Raw genomic sequence first — 21669 nt, 5'->3', positions numbered from 1 at the left:
CCGCTATCCTACATCAAAGTGCGATTGGTGCAACGGATTGATTGGTATGTATCGGAAATTCAGATACACTCTGATCAGAGTGCCACCCGCACCATGGAGTAGGAGTATGGCGGCAGTGTCAGGGTCAGGCCTTTGCCGCCAAGCACGGCCCCATTGCCTCTTGCGGGGACGACCGTCTCAGGCGCGTCCCTGGTGTTCCGGGCTTCCAAATCGTCGTGACGGATGATCGTGTGCTCGACTGACTTCGCAGCAAACCCCTCAAGCGAAAGGTCGGCCTCCATCGCTTCGGATCCGTGCCGGTTTACGGCGAAGAAGGTCAGCGTGCCGGCATTGGCGTCGTGGACCCCCGCAATGTCGAGCCACGGCACCCGGTCGGCTGCGGCAGCGCTGTAGGTCGGCACTTCCACGGCAAGTTGCAGCGCCGTGCCGCGGCCGTTCTTCGACGCCAGCATGAACGGCCAGTAGATCGTCTGCCGCCACGCCACGCCGCCCGGTTCGGTCATGATTGGCGCGATCACGTTCACCAGTTGGGCGATGCATGCGATCCGCACGACGTCCGACCGGCGGATGAACGTATTGATGATGCACCCGACCTGAAGAACGTCTTCGAAGTTGTAAATATCCTCGAGCAGCCGAGGTGCCTCGGGCCAACCCCAGGTCTTCATCCGCTCCGCGTCCTGCTTGCGTTCGTGGTACCAGACGTTCCACTCGTCGAACGAGATCTTGACGTCTCGTTTCGACCGGGACTTGGCCTTCACATAGTCGATGATGCCGGAGACGGTCCCGATGTAGCGGTCAAGCTTCTCCGGCAGTGCAAGAAACTCCGCTGTGTTCTTCTCGTAGTTCTCGAAATACATGTGGAGCGAGATGTAGTCGATCTGGTCGTACGTCGCCTCGAGTACGGTAGCCTCCCATTGCGGATAGGATGGCATGTTGGAATGCGACGATCCGCAGACGACCAGTTCAAGGGTCGGATCGAAGCCACGCAGCGCCTTCGCCGTCTCGTTGGCCAAGTGGCCGTACTCGGCCGCTGACTTGTGGCCGATCTGCCATGGACCGTCCATCTCGTTGCCCAGGCACCAGAGCCGGCAGTTCCAGGGATCGCGGCGGCCGTTCTTTGCCCGAAGGTCGGACCAGTAGCTGCCACCCGGATGATTGACATACTCGACGAAGGCCCGCGCGGCGTCGAGCCCGCGCGAACCGAGATTAACGGCAAGCATCATCTCGGTGCCGGCCTTCTCCGCCCAGTCGGCGAATTCATGTATGCCCACCTGGTTGCTCTCGGTTGTGTGCCAGGCAAGGTCGAGGCGCTTCGGCCTTCCTTCCTTGGGGCCGATGCCGTCCTCCCAATTGTAGGCCGACACGAAGTTCCCACCCGGATAGCGGCAGATCGGTGTGTCCAGGGAGCGGACGAGGTCGATCACGTCCTGGCGCATGCCCTGGTCGTCGGCGAGGGGATGACCCGGTTCGTATATGCCGGTGTAGACCGCGCGCCCCAAGTGCTCCAGAAAAGACCCGTAGAGACGCCTGTCGATGTCCGCGACCGTGTAGGCCGCGCTTGCTGTGACCCTTGCCTTCATGTCTCCTCCCAGGTCGGGATATCATCCGACTTTCCGGTTTGTATCGGAATTACGGAATCATTAGGCGCGCAGGATCAGCCTCCGTCAAGAGAGTATGTTGTAAACGGCCATTTCAGACTGGCTGCCTCAGGCTTTGACGAGGCGCAGCACGATGTCCTTGCTGTGGTTGCCGAAGCCGCTGCCGAATATGTTCAGGCCGCCTGGATGGCGCGCATCCTCCTTGACGCCGATGCGCATCCGGATTGACCGGTGCTCCTCCAGTTGAAGGTCTTGCAGCGAGCAGTCGGACACTTTCTCGCCGTCGCGGTAGGTTCCCGCCGGCGTCACGCGCCACTGCTTGAGGTTGCCATACTGCGATCCTGCAAGCTTCCACCAATCGGGCGTATAGACGCCTCGCTTGTCGCCATAATCCGCAGGGGAGGTCCATGTGTCGATTTCGCGCCCGTTGATGGCGATGGTGATGTCGGAAGGCCAGTTCTTCGACGTGCCGGGCACTTCCGACGAAAGTTCGAGGGACAATTCCAGCGCGCCGATTGCTGCCTTGGCAACCGTTGCATTGTTTGGAAACTGATATTCGACGAAGCCGCGCGTGAACCACAATAAGCCGGCGCGCATCCGGTCGGGATCCAGGAAGGTATCCGGCACGTCGAGAAGGCCTATCACACCATCCTTCGAGCAAAGGCCACAGGGCGCCGAGATCTCGCAGCGCGTGTACAGTCCAAGGGGCATTGCCACCTCGATCACGTCGCGGCCTTGGGCGGGGCTTCGGTCCTTGAAGGCGATGAGCAACTCAGAAAACGTGGAATAGCAAACCTTCTGGCTGCCCTTCCTGGCCCGCTGGGACTTTGTCTGGATGAGGCCGGCATCCACGAGCACCTGGATGTTCGCGGAGATCGTAGATTGCGGGAGGCCCAAATCCTCAGCCACCTGATTGACGTTTCGCGGACCCTTTCGGTTGAGCAGATCGAGGATGCGGACACGCACTTCGCTCGCGAGGCTCTTGAGAAGATCAATCCGCTCAATCGGGTCGACCACAATGATTTGGTTTGACATATGCCTCTGCTGCCTTCTGCCGAGGCTTTTGTATCAGCAGGTCAGATATAAATAAAGGCGCAAGTACTCGTCGTGATCTGCGACGGCCGCGCCCGCCTCGATGCAACTGCGCGATCAAGGGGTGTTGGTTTCCTCCGCCTTCGCGTGGACCATCGCGTCGACCAAGTGCCGCACCGAAGGAGACGGCGCCGCGCGCGGCCACAAAAGGTCGAGCTGTAGCGCCGGCGTTCAGCTCTGGAACCGGCCGTAGCACCACGTCCGACATAACCTTGATCGGCTGGAAAAACGCAACTGCCCGTCGACAGAAAGCCGGGCTTGTCGTGCCGCGTGCGGATGAACGTACATGGAATGAGCGGGCTTAATGGCGCGCGACCGCTCGCGGGGCATCCCGATCCCCGGCGCGTCGGGGATCGGGAACTCGGGTTCGGCGCGGTTTTCACTTGCGCCGACGCCCGTGGTCATGGCTCGAGGAGCGAGTTCGTGTAGAAGTCGGACGAAGGCTTCCGTAGCGCCCCTTCTTCCGTCGACAGGATCAGCTCCTGCGCATCGGAAATGGTCTTTTCGTCCGTCCAGCCATGCGGCTTTCCAGCAGGTGAACTCAGGCTGGCCGACGTCTTTACAATCGTCGTTCTGACCAGTGCTTCCGAAGGAGCCGCGCCCCAGGCGTTCATGAGCGCCTTCGTGGCGGCGGTCGGATCCTTGCGCGCGAAATCGATCGACTCATTCGTGGCGGCAAAGAACCGCTTCAGGATGTCGGCATTGTCGGAAAGGCCTTTGTTGCTGACCACCGCCGCCAGCCCGGGTACGGACAAGCCATATTTGGGCAGATCCAGTACGGCGAATTTGGTTCCGCTTCGTTCCTCTATCAGCGGAAGATCCACATTCGTGTATACGGTGATCAGGTCGATCCGACCTTGCATGAACTGAGGTATCTTCGATTGAGGGTCGATCTGAACCTGCTTGATCTTGTCGCAGTCGATGCCGTTTATCTTGCAGAATACGTTCAGATAACTCGTTGCGGTGTCGCCGATGGAAACCGCAAGCGAGCGGCCCTCCATGTCCTTGGGGGTTGTCACCGGCTTGTCGGGCTGGGAAATGAAGGCGAATGGCGTGCTCGGTTGATAAAGGGCCGCGATCTTGACCGGCATGCCTTTCTGGATAGCGGAAATGGCAAAGATGGCGGGGACGATCACGACATCCTCGTTGCCTTGAACAAGTGAACCGAGTGCGGCTTGCGCCCCCGCGCCCTCTCCCAACTGGACGTCGATATCGTGTTTCGCGTAGATGCCTTCATCCTTGCCCAGGTAGAAGAAGCTGTATTCGCCCTTGAGTTTCCAGCTGAAGCGCACCTTGACCGTGTCGGTTGCCCAACTCGGGGCCGACATCAACGCTGCGCTTGCGGCAAGCAAAGCGATGGCTATTGTCTTGGCTATTCGCATTGATCTTTCTCCCATTTCCAAGCTTATCGAGGCGATTTCTAGGCCCTCAGCACGCCGGATTCTCGGGCCACCCAGGTGGCGACGTAGTCCATTAGCGCCGGCGACAGGCAGTCATAGGGCTCCAGCCCGAGTTCCCTGAGCCTCGCCCGCACGCCGTCCATCTCGTCCGGGCCGACACCCGCTTCGATGATCGATGACACGAAGGCCGCAAAGCCGGGCTCTGCCCAGCCGGCTTCCTGGAAGCGCTCCGGATGGATGAAGTCCAGCCCCTTGAAAGCATGGTCGCGCTCGACCGGACCGTACATATGCACGCCGCAAGCCTTGCAGGCGCGGCGCTGGATCAGCGCCGACGCGTCGACCACGGCCAGCTTGTCGCCATTCTCCAACACCGTCACATTCTCATGAGCGGCGACCGCGACGATCGAGAACTTTGCGCCGGCCGGCTTCCAGCATTTGGTGCAGCCGCAGGCGTGGTTGTGCGCGATCTGCCCCTTGATCGCCACCTTCACCGGGCGATCCGCGCAGGCGCAAACCAGGGTGCCGCCGGTGAAATCGGCGCTGCCGGGCCTCACCCCGTCATCGATTGCCGGATGTATCGATACCTTGTCCGCCATGAGCCTTCTCCTCCTGTGGCTGCTCGCTATTGGTTCCGGGCTGGGTCAGTACACCACGACGCTTCTGATCGATTTGCCCTCATGCATGAGGTCGAAGCCGGTGTTGATCTCGTCGAGCGTCAGGGTATGGGTGATCATCGGGTCGATCTCGATCTTGCCGTCCATGTACCAGTCGACGATCCTCGGCACGTCGGTGCGGCCGCGCGCGCCGCCGAAGGCGGTGCCCTTCCACACCCGGCCGGTGACCAGCTGGAACGGCCGCGTCGCGATCTCCTGGCCGGCGCCGGCGACGCCGATGATGATCGACTGGCCCCAGCCGCGATGCGACGCTTCAAGGGCCTGGCGCATCACCTTGACGTTGCCGGTGCAGTCGAAGGTGTAGTCGGCGCCGCCGATCTGGTCGGCGCCGCGCTTGGTCAGGTTGACGAGATAGGGCACGATGTCGCCCTCGACCTCCGTCGGATTGACGAAATGCGTCATGCCGAAGCGCTCGCCCCAGGCCTTCTTGTCGTCGTTGAGGTCGACGCCGATGATCATGTCGGCGCCGGCCAGCCGCAGCCCCTGGATGACGTTGAGGCCGATGCCGCCCAGGCCGAAGACGATCGCGGTGGCGCCTTCCTCGACCCTGGCGGTGTTGATGACGGCGCCGATGCCGGTGGTGACGCCGCAGCCGATGTAGCAGATCTTGTCGAACGGCGCGGCGGGATTGACCTTGGCCAGCGCGATCTCCGGCAGCACGGTGAAGTTGGAGAAGGTGGAGCAGCCCATGTAATGGAACACCTTGTCCTTGCCGATCGAGAAGCGGCTGGTGCCGTCGGGCATCAGGCCCTGGCCCTGGGTGGTGCGGATGGCGGTGCACAGATTGGTCTTGCGCGACAGGCAGGACGGACATTGCCGGCATTCGGGCGTGTAGAGCGGAATGACATGGTCGCCCTTCTTCAGGCTGGTCACTCCTCTGCCGACATCGACGACGATGCCGGCGCCCTCATGGCCGAGAATGGCCGGGAAGATGCCCTCGGGGTCGGCGCCGGACAAGGTGAACTCGTCGGTGTGGCAGATGCCGGTCGCCTTGACCTCGACCAGCACCTCGCCCTCGCGCGGCCCGTCAAGGTCGACCTCCATGATTTCGAGCGGCTTTCCGGCAGCGACGGCAACGGCGGCGCGGGTCTTCATATCGTCTGTCTCCGGCATTTTTCAGATATCAAGCACAAGCTGTTTTGACCTTGCGCGCGAGCAACAGATCGCGATCATGCTGTTTCCGATTTTCTCTGCATTGGTCTGGAACGTATCCCTGTGGTCGACCTCGCCGCTGATGACTTTGGTCAGGCAGGTGCCACATATGCCCTGTTCGCACGACAGGATCGGACAGATGCCGGCTTCCTCCAGAGTTTCGGCTATCGATTTGTTGTGCCTTACAAGCAGGACCTTGCCGGTTCGGGCGGTTACCACTTCGAACTCCTCTTCGCCGTCGACTGCCGCCGACACAAAGCTCTCCGTGTGGATCCTCTCCGGCCGGATGCCCGACCGTCGCGCCGCGCCCGCCACGAATTCCATGAAACCTCGCGGCCCGCAGACATAGACTGCCGATGTCTGCGTAAGATCTGCAAAGGCGTTGTCCGGGTTGAAACGCTGCTGTGGGCCACCGTCGTCGAGATGAAGCTCAAATCTCGCGGCAAAGGGACTGGTCGAGATCTCGTCCACGAACGCCGCCCGTTCCCTGGACCGCACACAGAGGTGGAATGCAAAGTCAGTGCCTTTGGCGGTCAGGCGATACGCCATGGACAGGATGGGCGTAACGCCAATGCCACCGGCGACCAGCACCACCTTTACGTCGTCTTCCGCCAGGCAGAAATGGTTCCTGGGTTCGCCGATCCGGATGAGATCGCCGGCCCGGAAGGATTCATGGATGGCCTTCGAGCCGCCGCGGGATTGGGGTTCCTTCTGGATTGCAAGGCGATAGTAGGAACAGTCGCTGGGGTCGTTGGAAATGGAGTACTGTCGGATCGTCTTCTCATCGATAAAGACGTCGACATGCGAGCCTGCGGAGAATGGCGGGAAACGGCCGCCATTCGCGGGAGAAAGCTCCACGCAAACAATATCTTCGGCGACGATTTCGATGCGGCGTATCAGGGCATGGATTTGACGGTTCTTTTCGAAACTCATCGGAAGCACGTTTCCACTTCATCAATGAAATCCCGGCCGGAACCGGGCTCTATCGATTGGAAAGTGTAGGTCGGGCTTCCGACATCCGGAAATTGGGATTCTGGAGGTCAGATATCCACAGCGCCGATAGATGAGCTCTTGGACTGAAAGCGTTGGCTCGCAACGCTCACGATCTGCTCCCGCAGCCACTGCAGCCCGGGATCACGGTCATGCGAGGGACGCCATTGCAATACGTCCGTCATGACCGGCAGCTCAAAGGGGACGGCGACGGTTCTGATCGGCAGATACGCTCCTGCCCGCGCCGCAAGGTCTTTGGGGACCAGAGCGAGGAATTCCGTTCCCACCAGTGCGTCCGGCAGGAGCGTGAAGCTTGGCGCGGTGATGCCGGCCCGGGGGGCTCGTCCGAATTGCTTGAGGAACCACGATTCGATGAATGTCGTTCGCTCGCTGAACGCTTGTGCGTGACGAGCCTCCAGAAAATCCTCAAGCGAGATGGACGCGCCGATCTGTTCGTTGCCGTCCCAGACGATACACACATAGGGGCTCGGGGGCAGGGGTTCGAAATGGCAGCCTTCCAGCATGAATCGATCCGGCACGATCAGCATGTCGATATCTGTCTTGTAAAAACGGGTGCTGGGCCCGCGGTAGTAGATGTTCACGGATGGAGCGTTCTTTCGGAGGGCCGAAATGATGTCCAGGATGAGGGTTGCCCAGACATAGTCGGAGCAGGCGATGGTGAATTGGCGGTCCGACGTCGCCGGGTCGAAGGCGCTTCGCATAGACAGGAGCCTTTCCGTGTCGGACAAGATCGCGCGAAGCGGAACGACCAGTTCTTCCGCCAAGGGAGTCAGCGTCATGCGCCGACCGGTCCTGACCACCAACTCGTCTTCGAAGTGCTCACGAAGACGCGACAGGATTCCACTGGTTGCGGACTGACTGAGGCAAAGCCGTTCGGAGGCCCGCGTGATGTTCTGGTGCGTCAGGATTGCGTCCAGGGCGACCAGCAGGTTCATGTCCAGATGCCGGAATCGCACGGCCCGCTCCAGAACGGCTGAGTTTGCAGACACGTTAGCCCATCCCCTGGATGCAAGCCACAAACGACGACAGGAAGGCGCCGCAGGCTCAGCCTGCGACGCCTTGTTCTTGGCCCGATCCGATCAGCTATGGCGTTCAGCCTGCAGTCTGGCCTCAACGACCCGCCGTGCCCGGACAGCCGGCCCGTCCGTCTGCAGCAGGACGGGATTGAGCGACATCAACTCGCTGGTGTCGATCATGCGCTGTTGTGCCTCGATAACGGGCTTGTCCTCGTCGTCGAAGACGGCGACGCCGACTCTGAGGAGTTCGGAGCTCAGCGCCGCATCGTCCTGGCGGAAGTCGCGCGACATCGCCCAGAAATAATGCGTGGTGAGCTCTGTTTCAGGCGTAAGCAAATGCGAGGTCGGGATCGACAGTCCCTCTTCGACCGGACGTCCAACGCCGGTCATGCCCACATCGAGGAGCAGCAGGGACGGCGACGACCAGCGCATGAAGTTCCGATGATCGCCACGCTGGTCCTTTGGATAGCCGAGCATCTGGAAGTATTTGTTGGGATACTGATTGGGCCGGGAGAATCGTGCCCAGACTTCATGCTCGGAAGGGTTTTTCTCGGGTTCGAAACGGGGTGGCCCTTCTGCATTCGTGAACATCGGATGGATATACTGACCATGGCTCAGATCGAGCAGGTTGTCCGAAATGAGCTGATAGTTCGCGTTGACATGAAGATAGCTGTTCACCGTGCAGAACTTCGGATCGGTGAGAACGCTGAAATCGGCGATGAGGCTCTCGTCGGCACGCTCGGCGTCACCCAGCCAGAGCCATGCGACATTGTATTTTTCGACGACCTTGTAGCTCTTCACGCGCGCGGCCCGAGGAATCTTCCCGTCGCCATGCGGATTCAGCGTGCAAGCGCCGGAGGGATCGAAGCAAAGCCCGTGATAGGCGCACTCGACAATGTCGCCCTTGAGCTTTCCGAGGTGGAGAGGCACGAACCGATGAGGGCAACGGTCCTCGATCGCTGCGACCCCACCCGACTCCTTGCGGAAGAAGACGATCTTCTCGTTGGCGATGGTTCGGGCGAGCATGTCGCGGCTAATCTCGCTAGACCATGCGGCCGCGTACCAGGTGTTCTTTATGAAAGCCATGGACTCCTCTCTGGCTCAAGTTGCTGAATAGGTCCCGGACGAAGTCTGGCATTCGCAAGCACATTCCAGAAATCGCGATTCTGGATGCGCACTATCGACAAAGCCGCTAGTTGATCGTCGCCCGGACCATGATGCATCGAAGAGGCCGCGCCTGCTGAGCGGCTGTGGGATTTGCTGGCGCTGGAGACGCTCGATTATCTGCTTACGGCCTCATGACGGCTATCCCGATCGACGGGATCACGATCGGCACTTCTGTTCGCCGGGCCAGGACAGACCGGTCGGCGACTGAAACCGAGGTGGCGCCAAAAGGGAGACAGAGTGCACCGATGTATGACGTCCTGAAAGGCATGCGCGTCGTGGAGGGCGCGTCCTTCATCGCCGGTCCGATATGCTGCCAGCATCTTCTCCAACTGGGGGCCGACGTCATCCGCTTCGACATGATCGGCGGTGGGCCGGACTACAGTCGCTGGCCCGTCACCGCGACGGGCGCCAGCCTTTACTGGGAAGGGCTGAACAAGGGCAAGAAGTCGATAGCGATCGATCTTTCGAGCGAGCGGGGACGCGATCTCGCCGTTTGTATCGCGACCGCGCCAGGCGACGATGCGGGCCTGTTCGTCACCAACTATCCGGTCGAAGGATTTCTTTCTCATGAGCGGCTCGCGGCGCGGCGCTCCGACATGATCACGGTGCGGGTGATGGGCTGGGCTGACGGCCGCAACGGCGTCGATTATACGGTCAATGCGGTGACAGGTTTGCCGGCCATGACCGGCCCGACGGGACTGCCGCAGGACCAGCCGGTCAACCACGTCCTGCCGGCCTGGGATCTGATCACCGGCTCCTATGCGGCCTTCTCGCTCATGGCCGCCGAGCGGCAGCGCCGCCTGACGGGGCAGGGGGCGGAGGTGCGGGTGCCGCTGAGCGATGTCGCCGCGACCTCCCTCGGACATACCGGCCAGATCGCGGAGGTGGTCGTGGGCGCCGACAGGCCGCGCCTTGGCAACGATCTGTTCGGCGCGCTCGGGCGCGACTTCGTCACGGCGGACGGCAGGCGCGTGATGATCGTGGCCATCACCGGCAAGCAATGGTCGTCCGTGGTCGAGGCACTGGAGATCGGCGCGCAGGTTTCGGCGATCGAAGCCGAACTCGGCGTCGCCTTCGCCCATGAGGGTCAGCGTTACCACCATCGCGCCCGGCTTTTCGAGTTGATGCAGGCGGCCATCGCGCGGCTTTCCCTGGCCGATGCGGCCGGCGTCCTGGAGAAGGCGGGCGTTTGCTGGAGCGTCTATCGCAAGCTTTCCGAGACCATCTCCGAAGAGCCGGGTTTCATCCGCGACAATCCTGTTTTTGCCGAGCAGAGGCACCCGGCGGGCTTCGCCTATCCGACTCCAGGCGCGGCTGCTACCTTCGCCGGTCTCGGTCGTGCGCCGGCGCCGCGCGCGCCGCGTCTGGGCGAGCATACCGACGAAGTGCTCGCCGAGGTGCTGGGGCTCTCGACCGCCGAAATAGCGCGCCTTCACGATGACGGCATCGTCGCAGGGCCGCACTCGTAGATGCAGGACGGATCAGCAATGGACCGGACGACAGGCATATCCGACGCCGTGCTCGCGCATGCCCACGCGGCCCTCGCGGCGGCCCGCGCATATGCGGCGACGGCGAAGCATCATGTTGCGCAGCGTGTCGCGAAAGACGGCTGTCCCGACGCATCGGCCCTGGACAGGGAGCAGCGCGCCGTGCACGGCCTTGCCTGGATCGCCACCGTGGTGGAAGCGCTGGCGCAGACCGAACGCTGGGGACGGAACCTGGGACAGTCCGGCGCTCTCGGCGAAGCCGAGCGGCTGGTGCTGGAGATCGCCTTCGGGGAGTATCTGAACCAGCTTGTCGGCGGCATCCCGATCGGGCCGAACGAGATCCTGCGACCGATCGATCTCGGCCTCGGCGAAGCGGTGCGGATGCTCGGCGGCACGCCCGAGGTGGCCGCGCTTGCCGCCGGCGGCAATTCAGCGGCCAATCGCTTGCGGCTGATGGAACTCATCGAAGGTGGCGCGCCTATCTCCGATGCCCTTGGCGACGACGGTCTCGACATGATCCGCGGCACCTATCGGCGCTTCGCCGATGAGCGGGTCGCGCCCGATGCCCACAAATGGCATCTCGCCGACGAATTGATCCCCGACATGATCGTCGCCGAGATGGCCCAACTCGGCACCTTCGGCGTGTGCATCGATACCGAATTCGGCGGCCTCGGCCTCGGCAAGCTCGCCATGTGCGTGGTGACGGAGGAATTGTCACGGGGCTGGATCGCCGCCGGGTCGCTCGGCACGCGCTCGGAAATCGCCGGCGAACTCATCCTCACCGGCGGCACGCCGGAGCAGAAGGCGACATGGCTGCCGAAGATCGCCTCTGGCGAGGTCCTGCCGACGGCGGTGTTCACCGAACCGGACACGGGCTCCGACCTCGGCAGCCTGCGCACGCGCGCGATCCGGTCGACGGAAGGGTGGAGCATCCACGGCAACAAGACCTGGATCACCCATGCCTCGCGCAGCGATCTGATGACGATGCTGGTCCGGACCGATCCGGACACGAAAAGCCATGAGGGGTTGAGCATGCTGCTTGCCCCGAAACCGCGCGGCTTGTCGGGCGATCCTTTTCCGGCAAAAGGAATGAGCGGGGGCGAGATCAAGGTGCTCGGCTATCGCGGGATGAAGGAGTACGAACTCTCCTTCGACGGCTTCCACGTCCCCGCCGACGGTCTGCTGGGTGGACAGGAAGGGCAGGGCTTTAAGCAGTTGATGCGAACATTCGAAGGCGCGCGCATCCAGACAGCCGCGCGCGCCGTGGGCGTGGCGCGCAACGCCTACGAACTTGGCCTGCGTTATGCGATGGAGCGCCGGCAGTTCGGTCGGTCCATCATCGATTTCCCTCGGATTTCGGACAAGCTCGCGCTGATGGTCGTCGAGACCGTGCTGGCGCGCGAGCTCACCTATTTCGCGGCGCGCGAGAAGGACAAGGGCCGTCGCTGCGACATCGAGGCGGGCATGGCAAAGCTGCTCGCTGCCCGCGTCGCCTGGACGAGCGCCGACGCCGCGCTCCAGATCCATGGAGGCAACGGCTATTCGATGGAGTTCGAGATCAGCCGGGTGCTCTGCGATGCGCGTATCCTCAGCATCTTCGAGGGCGCGGCCGAGATCCAGGCGCATGTCGTCGGCAGGGGCCTCCTCTCCGGCCGCCGATGAACTCGCCTCTTGCGGACAAAGCGCTCGGCAGACAACAGATCACGGTTCTCGAGCAAAACCCGGCTAAAGCATGTCTCCCGAAAGTGTGCAGCGGTTTGGGGGAAAAGACATGCGCCAAATCAAGAACCTACAGTGCGTCGCGTGAAACCTCTCACGGTACACGACAGTAGTCGGGACGGCATGGGATGCTGAATACATCGAAGGTCGAGAGTCTTCGGGCTAACTACATCATGGCGCCCTCGGCTGCCCGAGGCCTGGATCAATTCCAGCAAAAGTGCGCAGCGGTTTGGCGTCCCCGAAACAGCGCCGCCCTATCTTCGTCATTCTCGGGCCCGAGCCTACGCGAAGCGTGGGCGAGGTGACCCGAGAATCCATGCCGCGAAATCGCGGACGACTGCTTCGGTGCAGAACGGCCCTCGGCAGGTGGACAGGCGAGCCATCCTCTTCCTCGACCGTCTCTGGCCTTCGGGTCGGTCACGGCATGGATCCACGGGTCATCGCGCCCTGCGCTTCGCTGCGCGCGCTCGCCCGTGGATGACGAAGCGGCTATGTTGCCGCCCGCGACCATTCTGTCGTGTACTGTGGAATCCTCTTTCACGCGGCACGCTGTAGGGCATTGTGGCCGACATCTATGCCGTGCGGGCCGGCAGACACCTCGCCGGCGAGCGGCCCTGCGGAGGCACCTCGTTATGGATGTGATCGCCGCGCGTCGGGCGCCCCAGGTAGAAGCCTTGGGCCATGTCGATCCTCAATCGATGCAAGAGGTCGAGCTGTTCGGCGCTCTCGACGCCTTCGACCAGTATCTTGGGGCCACGATTGCGGACCAGTCGAACGATATCCTGGAACATATCGTTTCCGCGGACCGAAACGCAATCGTGCAGAAACGAGCGATCTACCTTGACCGTGTCGAACTCGATCAGACGCAGCCAGGACAGGCCCGCAAAGCCGGTTCCGAAATCGTCAAGCCAAATCTCGATGCCGAGCGTCTTGAGGTCTTCGATGCAGCGCAGCACATCCGAATGCATCTCCATCTCCAGACCTTCGGTGATCTCGAAGGCCAGGCGGTTGCCGGAGACGCCGGCTTCGCAGAGTAGCTGGGCAACCGATGCCGCGAAGCCCGGCATCTTCAGTTGCACGGGAGAGACGTTGATGGTGACAATGCGGGCGAGGTCATTGGCGATCACCTCGCGGCAGGCGGTCCGTATCGCCCAGCGGCCCAATTCAATTATGGCGCCGGTGCGTTCGGCGACCGGAATGAACAGGCTGGGCGGGACCGATGTGCCGTCCAGCATGCGCAGCCGCATGAGTGCTTCGAGCGCCTCGACCTGGTTCTTGCCGACATCCTTGATCGGCTGGTAGACAAGCGATACCAGCCCTGTCTCGATGGCGATCTTCAGAAGCGCGGCGATGTTCTCGCTTTCGTCGCTGCTTTGCGGGTCGTTCGGATCGAAGAGCTTGACGCAGTTGCGCCCGCTCGCCTTGGCGAGATAGAGCGCGCGATCGGCTTCGTTGATGATCTTTTCGAGCTTGCTGCCTGTATGCCGTCTTGCGATCGTTGCCCCGATGCTGACTGTCACGATGTGGACGCCGTCCCGACGCTGCTGATGCCTGAGGGCCAGTTTCTCCACGGCCCGACGCAATTCCTCGGCCAGATCCATTGCCTGTTCAGAATTCTTCACCGGGGCAATTACGATGAACTCCTCGCCGCCATATCGGCCGATCGTAACACTCTCGCCGATCGTCTTCCGTAGCGCTTCGGCGACCAGTACCAGGCACAGGTCGCCTTCCTGGTGACCGTAGCAATCGTTGAACCGCTTGAAGAAATCGACGTCGATAAGCATCGCGACGAAAGTCTCGCCCTGTCGCTGCCAGGCATCCCACAGGTCATGCAGCCTGTCGTCGATTGCACGACGGTTCTCCAGGCCGGTCAGCGGATCGGTACGCGACAGCCGCAGCAACTCCTTGCCGCGTTCTGTCGCCTCGGCATGCTGGAACTTGGCTTCCAGCTCGTTGAGAAATACGTTGTAGCGTTCTCGATTGAGCCTCCAGTTCACGTAGGAGGTAAAGACGAAGCAGGAGACGTAGAAGACGCCGAACGAAAGGTGATACACGTTCTTTAGTGGAAAATGGCTCAGGATGACGAAGAGCGACGCCACGAGCATCAGTCCTGAAACCAGCAGGGAAAAGCTGAAACGGAAGCTGAAGAAGAGATTTGCGCTCATCATGAAGATGGCGCCAAAGACCAGGTAGTAGGAGATCGTCTCCGTGTACTGCGTCGTGATGGACGAGAACAGCCAGCCGACATAGGCAAGGACCAGAGCGACGGCACAGGTGAATTCCATGTGCGACGCAGGCGAATGGTTGCGGAATTGCCATTCCACCATGAGCAGGGTTGCGACACCTACGCTGAAGCGCACTGCGATCGTCAGCGTCGCAACGTCTGGAATCAGCAGAATGTCCGTCACCGAGAAGATGAGATAGACAAGCACGGCAACCCAGAGGCCGTGACGGACCGACATGCGCCGCGCTTGTTCGCGGTCGCTCCGATAGAGCGCCTGCAGATGCCCCGGCGATGGGCGTTCCTTCCGCTCGGGCAGATCGCTGTCGGTAGCGCCTGCCGTTGCCTGGGGCATACGCCTTGCGTCGGGGTGCGGCGAGATCTCCAGTGCCAAACGGCTTGCCTGTCGCATGACGCGCCCGCTGTCCTTCTACGCCAATGGCATATGAGCAAGCCCGGCGTGAAGACGATCATGGCACTGCGGATGGAAATTTCCGTTAAAACGGCGACTAAGTTTTCTCTGCGTTAGCGTTTTGTAAAGACCCTCCCAAAAATACTAATCAAATACGAGACAAATGTTGCAACTGCGAAGGGTGGCGCATGCGGTTGCAGCTCTAGGTGGCGGGGGCTGTCAGTATGAACAACCGACCAGTACTGGACGGCGAAAGTCTCATCACTCCGACGGCCATGGCAGCCGACGTCGTATCCCGATACGGCGCTTCCAGGCGAGATCAATTCGCTACCGCAACTGCGGAACTTGGCCTGATCCTCCATACGGCGCAGCAGTGGTTTGAGGGTGGCACGGACCCGGTGCAAACGATGCGCTGGACGGTCGAGGCGTTGCACAAGACGCGCCGCAAGCTCGATCCGGCAGTCTGGCGCGAACTGATACCGATCGCGCAAAACCACCCCGTTGCAGCGTTCTTCCACGAGGATCCCTTCACGCGCTGGTCTTTCGAGAAGAACAGGGGGTATTCGGGCGATGCCCAGCTCCTCGATTTCATCTACCAGCATGAGAGTATCCTGGGCAGCGCGACCAGCGCAACGCCGATCGGTCGCGAGCTCTATGCCTTCAGCAAATACTATCCCTCTTGCGTGGCCGTGAGGGAGCGGCGCGATATCCTGGCGCAGAAGGTGGATGAGATCGCGGACGCAAAAGGGCCGGGAACAGAGGTGCTGGCGATTGCGGCCGGGCACTTGCGCGAAGCCGAGAAGTCAGCCGCCCTGAGGAATGGCCGGATCACGCGCTGGGTCGCGCTCGACCAGGATCCGCTAAGCGTCGGTTCTGTCACTCGCGACTTCGCGGGCACTGCCGTCGAGGCGATCGATGGCTCCGTTCGCGGTCTGCTCACCGACGCCCAGAAGCTGGGCCGGTTCGATTTCATCTATGCCGCCGGTCTCTATGACTATCTGACCGACGCGGTCGCGATCCGGCTGAGCAGACGATGCATGCGTATGCTGAAGCCCAACGGCGTGTTGTTCTTTGCGAATTTTTCGCCGGAACTGACCGATGATGGCTACATGGAAACTTTCATGGACTGGACCCTGCTGCTGCGTTCGGAAGCGGATATGTGGAAAATCGTCAATGGCAGCGTCGACCGAAACTCCGTGGATGCTGACGTCTTCTTCGGCGAGAACCGAAACATCGTTTACGCAACGATTGCCAAGCGGGATTAGCGCGTGTCTCCCGAAAGCCGGTTTCGGGACAAAGACACGCGCCATATCAATGATTTCCAGCATGTCGCGTGAAACCTTTTTCACGCGACATGCTGGAGGCCGCCGAACCTGAACCGATCGGCCGGCCTGTCCACTCATGCGTCTCTCGGACGATCAGGAACCTCAACCAACATCTCGCTGATCTCGGCATCAGTTCCCGCAGGTCAGGGCGGCGGCAGATCGATGGCGAACGTCGCAACCGACCGAGCGCACGGTTCCGACGGCCAGAACCAAACGTGCCTTCAATATTCGAGCCCAAACCGCCCTTCTGCGCGCCGCCTGACCCGGAGAGTTGTCACTATTTCTTGCCCGTCGCCTCGTCATAGGCTTCCGAGAAATAGGCAAGGAAGGCGTCGAGCATGCCGTTTTCGCCAGCATTGCGTTCCCCCCAACGCTGCACGAACAAGTCCCAGGCACGAGCTTTCGAGGAGGTGAAGGCGGAGCCCTGCGCCTTTGTCTCGATGACTTCCGGGGCCAGCGGGTCGAGCAGCCTTGCCAGCGCCTTTTGCATTGCCGTGTACGTCGCGGTTTCGTGTTGCTTGAGATCCCCGAAGGCCTCTTCGAGGCTGGCCCTGGCGTCAAGATAGCCTGATCGCCTGCCTGCAAACATCGCTTCGATCACTTCCGGAGGACTTGGAACAAATTTGAGCGGATTGTTGTCCTGTCTTCCGATCATGGTCCGGTTCGAACTCTTTACCATCGCCTTGGCGGTCGCACGGGCCCTGAGCAACTCGCCGAGATGCTCGACGGTCAGCTTGACAAATTCGCCGATTTCCTCCGCAAGCACATTCTGATCTCGAGCCGCCAACATCTCGGGAGCGATCCCTGCCCCTCTGCAAAACGCATCGACGAATGCCTCGGCAGTCGGCTGACCGGAGCCGGCTCCCGTCACGTACCGCGCTGCCTCGTCCCGCCGGATGTCGCGCGCTTCGCAAGCGGCGGAGGCGGCAGCATCGCGCGCTTCGGCCTGGTCAGTCTGGACGACGAAAGCCGGCTCCCTTCGCAAGGGGCGATCCGGGCTCCCGGTTCCGCGTCCTTCCGCATCCTTCGGAGCGGGGTCCCGCCCATGTGCCGATGGGGCGAACTCCGACAAGGTGTGGCCCGCCGGGTCCCCTTCGACCGCAACCCTCACGATGTAGCTTCCGATCGCCAGCCTGTCGCCGTCGGAAAGCCGGAAAGGACTTCTCATCCTTTCGGAAGATCCGTTGAGGAACACGCCGTTCGTGGACCGGTCATAAAGGTAGTAGCCGCCGTTTTCGAAGCGGATTTCGCAATGTCGCCCCGAGATACGGCGGGACGGATCGGGTAGTGTCCAGTCAAGTTGCTGGTCACGCCCGATATGAAAGCCGTGCCGCGTCGCACGATAGAATGCGGGCGCACCTTTCGGCAGCATGTCCGCGTTGACGATTGTCAGAGTGATCGTCATCGGCGTCTCTTCAGACTTTCTCTCGCATTGGAAGCCTCCTTGCACCGCCAGGGAAGGCGCTGCGGGCCAGACCGATCCGCGCTGAGTACCAGCATGCGGCTATCCCGTTCAGCGGGCAAGGCCATCCGGCATTTCAGGCCATCTGGCATTTCGACCGCTCGGGCCTTTGTGTCTGCGTCGCGCCAACCGATGCGCCGCGAGATCTTCCGGGCAACCGGTCACCGATCGGCGCATGTGACGATCTTGCTCCGTCGTCGTCGATTGAGCCAAACAAACTCGAACTTTCGTCTTGCCCACAGCCGGGTCGGTGAAGATGGCTGCTGTGCTCGAGACTGCGGCAGGGCCAAGTGACGGCAGTAGGACGTTCGTTGACAGGGCAATGCCCGAGTCTTAATTTTGGCAGCCGGGTTTGGTACGAACTCGGCTTGCTGAACTGGAGATGCTGCCATGCGTGTGGTTGCCTCGACGCTAGTGGTAACAGCAGCGCTAGTGTCCACGAATGCATCGGCCGAGCCTGTCCAAGCGTCGGAAGATATCGTCGAGTTCTTTGCGAACGCGGTCGATCTCGGTGCCGCTCGCGGCATCTGCGTGGGCACGGAAGAGGAGTGCAAGAGCAAGACGCAGGCGCCCGTCAAGACCGGGCTCGACATGCTGGTCAATTTCGATCTCGACTCTGCCGAGCTTACTCCCGACGCGCGGGCGAAGCTCGACGAGTTCGCCAAGGCGCTCAAGGACAATCGCTTGAAGTCTCACAGCTTCGTCGTCGAGGGCTATACCGATGCGTACGGATCGGCCGGCTACAATCTCGGGCTTTCCGAACGGCGGGCGCGCTCCGTGACGACGTTCCTCCTGTCGAACGGCATCGAATCGTCACGCATCAGTTCGGTGGGCAAGGGCGAGGAGAACCCGCGCGTCGCCAATCCCTATGATGCGGTCAATCGGCGGGTCGAGATGCGCATCAATCTGCAATAGAGCGAACGAGGTTCGCTGGCGCGCCACTGGTTTTGACGCATCCGGTTGGCGTGGACACCGACGCATCCACGCGACCTCGATCGCCGGCGCGGGCCTCTGGGTCCACATGGCTATCGCTCCAACGGTCGATCTTGTCGACCGCTGGTTTCACAAGCTGGTCTGGGGCGGCAGGATGCCCGAGATCGCGGCCTTGTACTGCTCGAATTCCGGCGACGTCTGTTTGATCTCCCTGGTGACGGACGCGGGCTGCGTCGCGACGATCCCGCGGCGGCCACGCATCTTGGCTTCCGCCCAATTCACCAGGTAGTTGACGGTCCTGCCTGCGAGGAAGGGGTTGGCCCGGATCACGTCCGAACTCAGCACACCGGCGAGCAGCTTGTCGCCGGGACTGGACAGAATCTGGTTGGCGCCCTCCGCGCCCAGGAAATGACAAAGGTAGAGCCGGCTGGCCGTGACCTGATGACCACGGGCCCGAAGATAGGCCTCGCCTTCGCGTGCCAGATTGAGAACCATTTCGCGTGAAAGCGTCGCGTCAAATCGCAACGCCAGAAGCTCGGCGCGTGATAGCGTCCGTGCAAGATCGGGCCGGTATGTGTTCATCATCCTGATCCAGGTGGATTCGATGAACTGGCCGAGGCCGGTCGCCGTCGACAAGGGGTTCTTGGCGCGGGGGTCATTGGCGCTCTCAACCCGGATGATGCGATCCGTCAGTGCTTCGACAGCCGAGTTGTCGGAGGCTACGACGGTCGTCGTACCCAACGGATCGATGGCTTCGATACCCCGATGCAGTTCGAAATGAAGATGCGGACCGGTCGACAGCCCTGTCGTGCCGACATAGCCGATGACGTCGCCTGCCTTGACGGAGGTGCCGACGCCATCGTTCATGGCGAAACGCTGCAAGTGGGCGTAGCGCGTTTCGCGGCCGTCGGCATGCGAGATGCGCACGAGATTGCCGTAGTCTCCGCCGCTGCCCTGGAAGGCGATCTCGCCGTCGAAGGCTGCAAAGACAGGCGTGCCGACCGGCGCCATCCAGTCGACGCCCTTGTGGATGCGCACGGTTTTCAGGATCGGATGCATGCGCGGTCCGAAGGTGGAGGTCAGTACGCCGTTGACCGGCGTGACCATTCCATTGGTGACAGTAAGCGAGCGGACCTGGTCGTCTCTCGACACGCAGGCGAATTCGCCGTCGCCTTGCCGGAAGACGAAGCATTCCAGCATCTTCTCGGCGCCCTGTACGGCAACATAGAGCACCCGTCCGCCGACGCCGTCCTTGCTGCGCGCCGAGTTCGAATAGATCAGGACCAGGCGGTCGTCGTGGGCAGCGAATGCGTTCAGGTCCTGCCCGCGTGACAGATGCATGATGGCCTCGCCGATCACTGCGGTGGGAATGCTGTTTCGGGCAGCGGTCGAATAGATCGCGTCGAGCAGTCGGTACTGGCGCTTGGGGCCGCTGTCCTTCGGCTCGCCCGAATAGTTGAACAGATTGTCGCGCACCCATGGATCGGCGGCTGGGCCGAAGCGTCCAGATGCGTCGCGCGCGAGTGTACCGACGAACTTGTCGTTCCCGTAGATCGAAACCTGCTTCAGCAACAGCGTCGAGGCGCGGCGGCTGGTCCGGAATCCACGCATGGCCACGACGAATCCGGGCTCGAGCGTGTCCCGGTGGAAGAACGCTTTCATGGCCTCTCCGGCAAGCTCGGCGTCTTCGGAGGAAAAGCGTCCCTCCAGGACAACGCTGTCGAGACTTCGGTTGACCAGCACCTTCACGAACGAATCCTCGGTGGTTTCGAATCTCTCCTGCTCAGGGGTCATCGTCGCCACGGCGGTATTGTTCTCGATCTCGGTCCTGTCGAAATCGGGCAGATCGGCCACGCCCGAACTGATGGTCTGTCCCCAGCCGGCAGCCGAATCCCCGGTCGACAGAGCTTCAGTGCCGGCTTGATCCCGCCGCGGCTGCTCGTCCGTGGCAGGAATGGCCTCGAGGTCGGCCGGCGCACCTGCCGCAGGCATTGTCGTCGCTGTCCGCTGGGCCTGGAAGAAGGCGAAGTCTTCCTGCGTGGAGGGGATGGTCGTCATGAAGCGTTCGCTGGAACTCAGCATCACGTCCGACAGGATTTCGATCTGCGGCGAAATCCCGGCCCCGGCGAGCGCGGCGGGCCGCTCGACCGAGCGGACCTGCGTCGCGCTGGTGCTGTCGCGAGTGAGGCTGATCCACATCGGGTCTCCGGGAAGATCGACGATCGCAGGAACATAGACCGGGGCGTCCGCCGGTATCAGCGCGGAACTTTCGGCCATCTCCAATTGATCGTCGTCGTCGCGGACCAGCCAATGGCTCGCCGTGACATAGAGACCGGCCACGAGGGCGAGGACGAGGAGGGCACCACACGCTGCAAGGACTTTCCTCCGCCGGGCACGCCGACGGTACGCCGCCAGCGCCTGCTTCTTAAGGCGGAAGCTGGCGTCTATGCCGTGCGTCATGGGCCTTGCCCCGTGAGGAACAGGGTCCAACGGACCTGAGCGAGCGTGTCGACCTCGTAAAAGGCAGCGGCGATGTGGCCGCGTTGCCAGCACTCCTCTATTCCGCGAATGGTGAAGCGCCGCTTCTCGATGCACATGTCGGTCGCGCCGCTGAGTATCGGATGACCGAAAACGTCGGTTGCGTAGACATAGATATAGCGGTTGCTCAGCTCTTCGCGGATGACATTGACGCACTGATTTGCGCCGACCGTCCACCAGCCGTCCGTCTGGAACGCGCTGTCGATCTCCTGGCCGACGGCCAGATTGACCACGTCGAGCGTCTGGTTGCACACGGTGAACTCGGCCCGAGCCGCCGTCGAAAGGAGCAGCGCGATGATGAGCGCCAGAAGCGCCGCTCGAGCCTTTGCCATCTGGCCGGTTTCCGGTAACCGTCGCGACGTTGCCATTGCCGTCCGAGCCTTGCCCGCGGACGATGGGCCGGCCCGCCACAGACCGGCGCCATTATCGACGACCATTTCCGAAATGGCAAAGACTTGATGA

The 21669-nt window shown here is 61.8% G+C and carries 17 protein-coding genes; 5 read left to right on the top strand and 12 right to left on the bottom strand.

Annotated elements, in window-relative coordinates:
* Positions 1 to 74: 74 nt before the first annotated feature.
* The 6 genes from arfA to JN280_RS26940 all read right to left on the bottom strand — a co-directional run bounded on the left by arfA (position 75) and on the right by JN280_RS26940 (position 6510).
* Positions 75 to 1580 carry an arabinosylfuranosidase ArfA gene (gene arfA / locus JN280_RS26965; RefSeq protein ID WP_202306898.1) on the bottom strand — a complete coding sequence of 502 codons (1506 nt, stop codon included), beginning with the start codon at positions 1578 to 1580 and terminating at the stop codon, positions 75 to 77.
* A gap of 126 nt (positions 1581 to 1706) precedes the next feature.
* The gene (locus tag JN280_RS26960; protein ID WP_202306896.1) at positions 1707 to 2633 is read right to left on the bottom strand and encodes an ArsR/SmtB family transcription factor; all 927 of its coding nucleotides are present in this window, start codon (positions 2631 to 2633) and stop codon (positions 1707 to 1709) included.
* A 458-nt stretch (positions 2634 to 3091) separates the two neighbouring features.
* Positions 3092 to 4072 (bottom strand): ABC transporter substrate-binding protein, encoded by a 981-nt coding sequence (locus tag JN280_RS26955; protein WP_202306894.1) that lies wholly within the window; start codon positions 4070 to 4072, stop codon positions 3092 to 3094.
* Positions 4073 to 4110: 38 nt separating this feature from the next.
* Positions 4111 to 4686 (bottom strand): S-(hydroxymethyl)glutathione synthase, encoded by a 576-nt coding sequence (gene gfa / locus JN280_RS26950; protein WP_202306892.1) that lies wholly within the window; start codon positions 4684 to 4686, stop codon positions 4111 to 4113.
* A gap of 45 nt (positions 4687 to 4731) precedes the next feature.
* Complete coding sequence (locus JN280_RS26945; protein WP_202306891.1) at positions 4732 to 5859, bottom strand: S-(hydroxymethyl)glutathione dehydrogenase/class III alcohol dehydrogenase; 1128 nt, start codon at positions 5857 to 5859, stop codon at positions 4732 to 4734.
* A gap of 21 nt (positions 5860 to 5880) precedes the next feature.
* Positions 5881 to 6510, bottom strand: a complete 630-nt coding sequence (locus JN280_RS26940) for a flavin reductase family protein (protein WP_202306890.1) — start codon at positions 6508 to 6510, stop codon at positions 5881 to 5883.
* Between the two features lie 27 nt (positions 6511 to 6537).
* On the opposite strand from JN280_RS26940, the gene JN280_RS26935 reads away from it, so the two are divergent.
* A complete protein-coding gene (locus JN280_RS26935) occupies positions 6538 to 6918 on the top strand; it encodes a hypothetical protein (protein ID WP_202306889.1) in 381 nt (126 codons plus the stop codon).
* Positions 6919 to 6956: 38 nt separating this feature from the next.
* Here JN280_RS26935 and JN280_RS26930 read toward each other — a convergent pair whose 3' ends face one another.
* Both JN280_RS26930 and JN280_RS26925 read right to left on the bottom strand, forming a co-directional pair.
* Entirely contained in the window at positions 6957 to 7862 is a 906-nt protein-coding gene (locus JN280_RS26930) for a LysR family transcriptional regulator (protein ID WP_202306888.1), read from the bottom strand.
* Positions 7863 to 8006: 144 nt separating this feature from the next.
* Positions 8007 to 9029 carry an aromatic ring-hydroxylating dioxygenase subunit alpha gene (locus tag JN280_RS26925; RefSeq protein ID WP_202306887.1) on the bottom strand — a complete coding sequence of 341 codons (1023 nt, stop codon included), beginning with the start codon at positions 9027 to 9029 and terminating at the stop codon, positions 8007 to 8009.
* 326 nt (positions 9030 to 9355) lie between these two features.
* On the opposite strand from JN280_RS26925, the gene JN280_RS26920 reads away from it, so the two are divergent.
* Positions 9356 to 10579: a CoA transferase gene (locus JN280_RS26920; protein ID WP_202306886.1), complete on the top strand. Its 1224-nt coding sequence runs from the start codon at positions 9356 to 9358 to the stop codon at positions 10577 to 10579.
* Between the two features lie 18 nt (positions 10580 to 10597).
* A complete protein-coding gene (locus JN280_RS26915) occupies positions 10598 to 12259 on the top strand; it encodes an acyl-CoA dehydrogenase family protein (RefSeq protein WP_202306885.1) in 1662 nt (553 codons plus the stop codon).
* A 629-nt stretch (positions 12260 to 12888) separates the two neighbouring features.
* Here JN280_RS26915 and JN280_RS26910 read toward each other — a convergent pair.
* Positions 12889 to 14892: a GGDEF and EAL domain-containing protein gene (locus tag JN280_RS26910; RefSeq protein ID WP_202315056.1), complete on the bottom strand. Its 2004-nt coding sequence runs from the start codon at positions 14890 to 14892 to the stop codon at positions 12889 to 12891.
* A 281-nt stretch (positions 14893 to 15173) separates the two neighbouring features.
* Here JN280_RS26910 and JN280_RS26905 point away from each other — a divergent pair, with 281 nt between their 5' ends.
* Entirely contained in the window at positions 15174 to 16214 is a 1041-nt protein-coding gene (locus JN280_RS26905; protein WP_202306883.1) for a class I SAM-dependent methyltransferase, read from the top strand.
* Positions 16215 to 16551: 337 nt separating this feature from the next.
* Here JN280_RS26905 and tagH read toward each other — a convergent pair whose 3' ends face one another.
* Positions 16552 to 17679: a type VI secretion system-associated FHA domain protein TagH gene (tagH, locus tag JN280_RS26900; protein ID WP_202306882.1), complete on the bottom strand. Its 1128-nt coding sequence runs from the start codon at positions 17677 to 17679 to the stop codon at positions 16552 to 16554.
* A 447-nt stretch (positions 17680 to 18126) separates the two neighbouring features.
* On the opposite strand from tagH, the gene JN280_RS26895 reads away from it, so the two are divergent.
* Entirely contained in the window at positions 18127 to 18651 is a 525-nt protein-coding gene (locus JN280_RS26895) for an OmpA family protein (RefSeq protein ID WP_202306881.1), read from the top strand.
* Positions 18652 to 18798: 147 nt separating this feature from the next.
* Here the strand turns inward: JN280_RS26895 and JN280_RS26890 are convergent, their stop codons facing one another.
* Both JN280_RS26890 and JN280_RS26885 read right to left on the bottom strand, forming a co-directional pair.
* Positions 18799 to 21129, bottom strand: coding sequence for a peptidoglycan DD-metalloendopeptidase family protein (locus JN280_RS26890; protein ID WP_202306880.1), 2331 nt, complete (start codon positions 21127 to 21129; stop codon positions 18799 to 18801).
* Entirely contained in the window at positions 21126 to 21539 is a 414-nt protein-coding gene (locus tag JN280_RS26885; RefSeq protein ID WP_244742130.1) for a DUF1036 domain-containing protein, read from the bottom strand. Before JN280_RS26885 ends, JN280_RS26890 begins: the two co-directional genes overlap by 4 nt.
* Positions 21540 to 21669 lie beyond the last annotated feature (130 nt).

The sequence above is a fragment of the Mesorhizobium sp. L-8-10 genome (assembly GCF_016756635.1).
In the GTDB taxonomy this organism is placed as follows: Bacteria; Pseudomonadota; Alphaproteobacteria; order Rhizobiales; family Rhizobiaceae.
This window is presented reverse-complemented; position numbering and strand designations above follow the sequence as displayed.

Bases quoted from the DNA above. Each gene is read 5' to 3' on its own strand.
- JN280_RS26910 (WP_202315056.1), bottom strand. From the start codon at position 14,892: ATGCCCCAGGCAACGGCAGGCGCTACCGACAGCGATCTGCCCGAGCGG.
- JN280_RS26945 (WP_202306891.1), bottom strand. From the start codon at position 5,859: ATGAAGACCCGCGCCGCCGTTGCCGTCGCTGCCGGAAAGCCGCTCGAA.
- JN280_RS26920 (WP_202306886.1), top strand. From the start codon at position 9,356: ATGTATGACGTCCTGAAAGGCATGCGCGTCGTGGAGGGCGCGTCCTTC.
- JN280_RS26930 (WP_202306888.1), bottom strand. From the start codon at position 7,862: ATGAACCTGCTGGTCGCCCTGGACGCAATCCTGACGCACCAGAACATC.
- JN280_RS26885 (WP_244742130.1), bottom strand. From the start codon at position 21,539: ATGGCAAAGGCTCGAGCGGCGCTTCTGGCGCTCATCATCGCGCTGCTC.
- JN280_RS26960 (WP_202306896.1), bottom strand. From the start codon at position 2,633: ATGTCAAACCAAATCATTGTGGTCGACCCGATTGAGCGGATTGATCTT.
- JN280_RS26905 (WP_202306883.1), top strand. From the start codon at position 15,174: ATGAACAACCGACCAGTACTGGACGGCGAAAGTCTCATCACTCCGACG.
- tagH (WP_202306882.1), bottom strand. From the start codon at position 17,679: ATGACGATCACTCTGACAATCGTCAACGCGGACATGCTGCCGAAAGGT.
- JN280_RS26895 (WP_202306881.1), top strand. From the start codon at position 18,127: ATGCGTGTGGTTGCCTCGACGCTAGTGGTAACAGCAGCGCTAGTGTCC.
- arfA (WP_202306898.1), bottom strand. From the start codon at position 1,580: ATGAAGGCAAGGGTCACAGCAAGCGCGGCCTACACGGTCGCGGACATC.
- JN280_RS26915 (WP_202306885.1), top strand. From the start codon at position 10,598: ATGGACCGGACGACAGGCATATCCGACGCCGTGCTCGCGCATGCCCAC.
- gfa (WP_202306892.1), bottom strand. From the start codon at position 4,686: ATGGCGGACAAGGTATCGATACATCCGGCAATCGATGACGGGGTGAGG.
- JN280_RS26890 (WP_202306880.1), bottom strand. From the start codon at position 21,129: ATGACGCACGGCATAGACGCCAGCTTCCGCCTTAAGAAGCAGGCGCTG.
- JN280_RS26955 (WP_202306894.1), bottom strand. From the start codon at position 4,072: ATGCGAATAGCCAAGACAATAGCCATCGCTTTGCTTGCCGCAAGCGCA.
- JN280_RS26925 (WP_202306887.1), bottom strand. From the start codon at position 9,029: ATGGCTTTCATAAAGAACACCTGGTACGCGGCCGCATGGTCTAGCGAG.
- JN280_RS26935 (WP_202306889.1), top strand. From the start codon at position 6,538: ATGGTTCCTGGGTTCGCCGATCCGGATGAGATCGCCGGCCCGGAAGGA.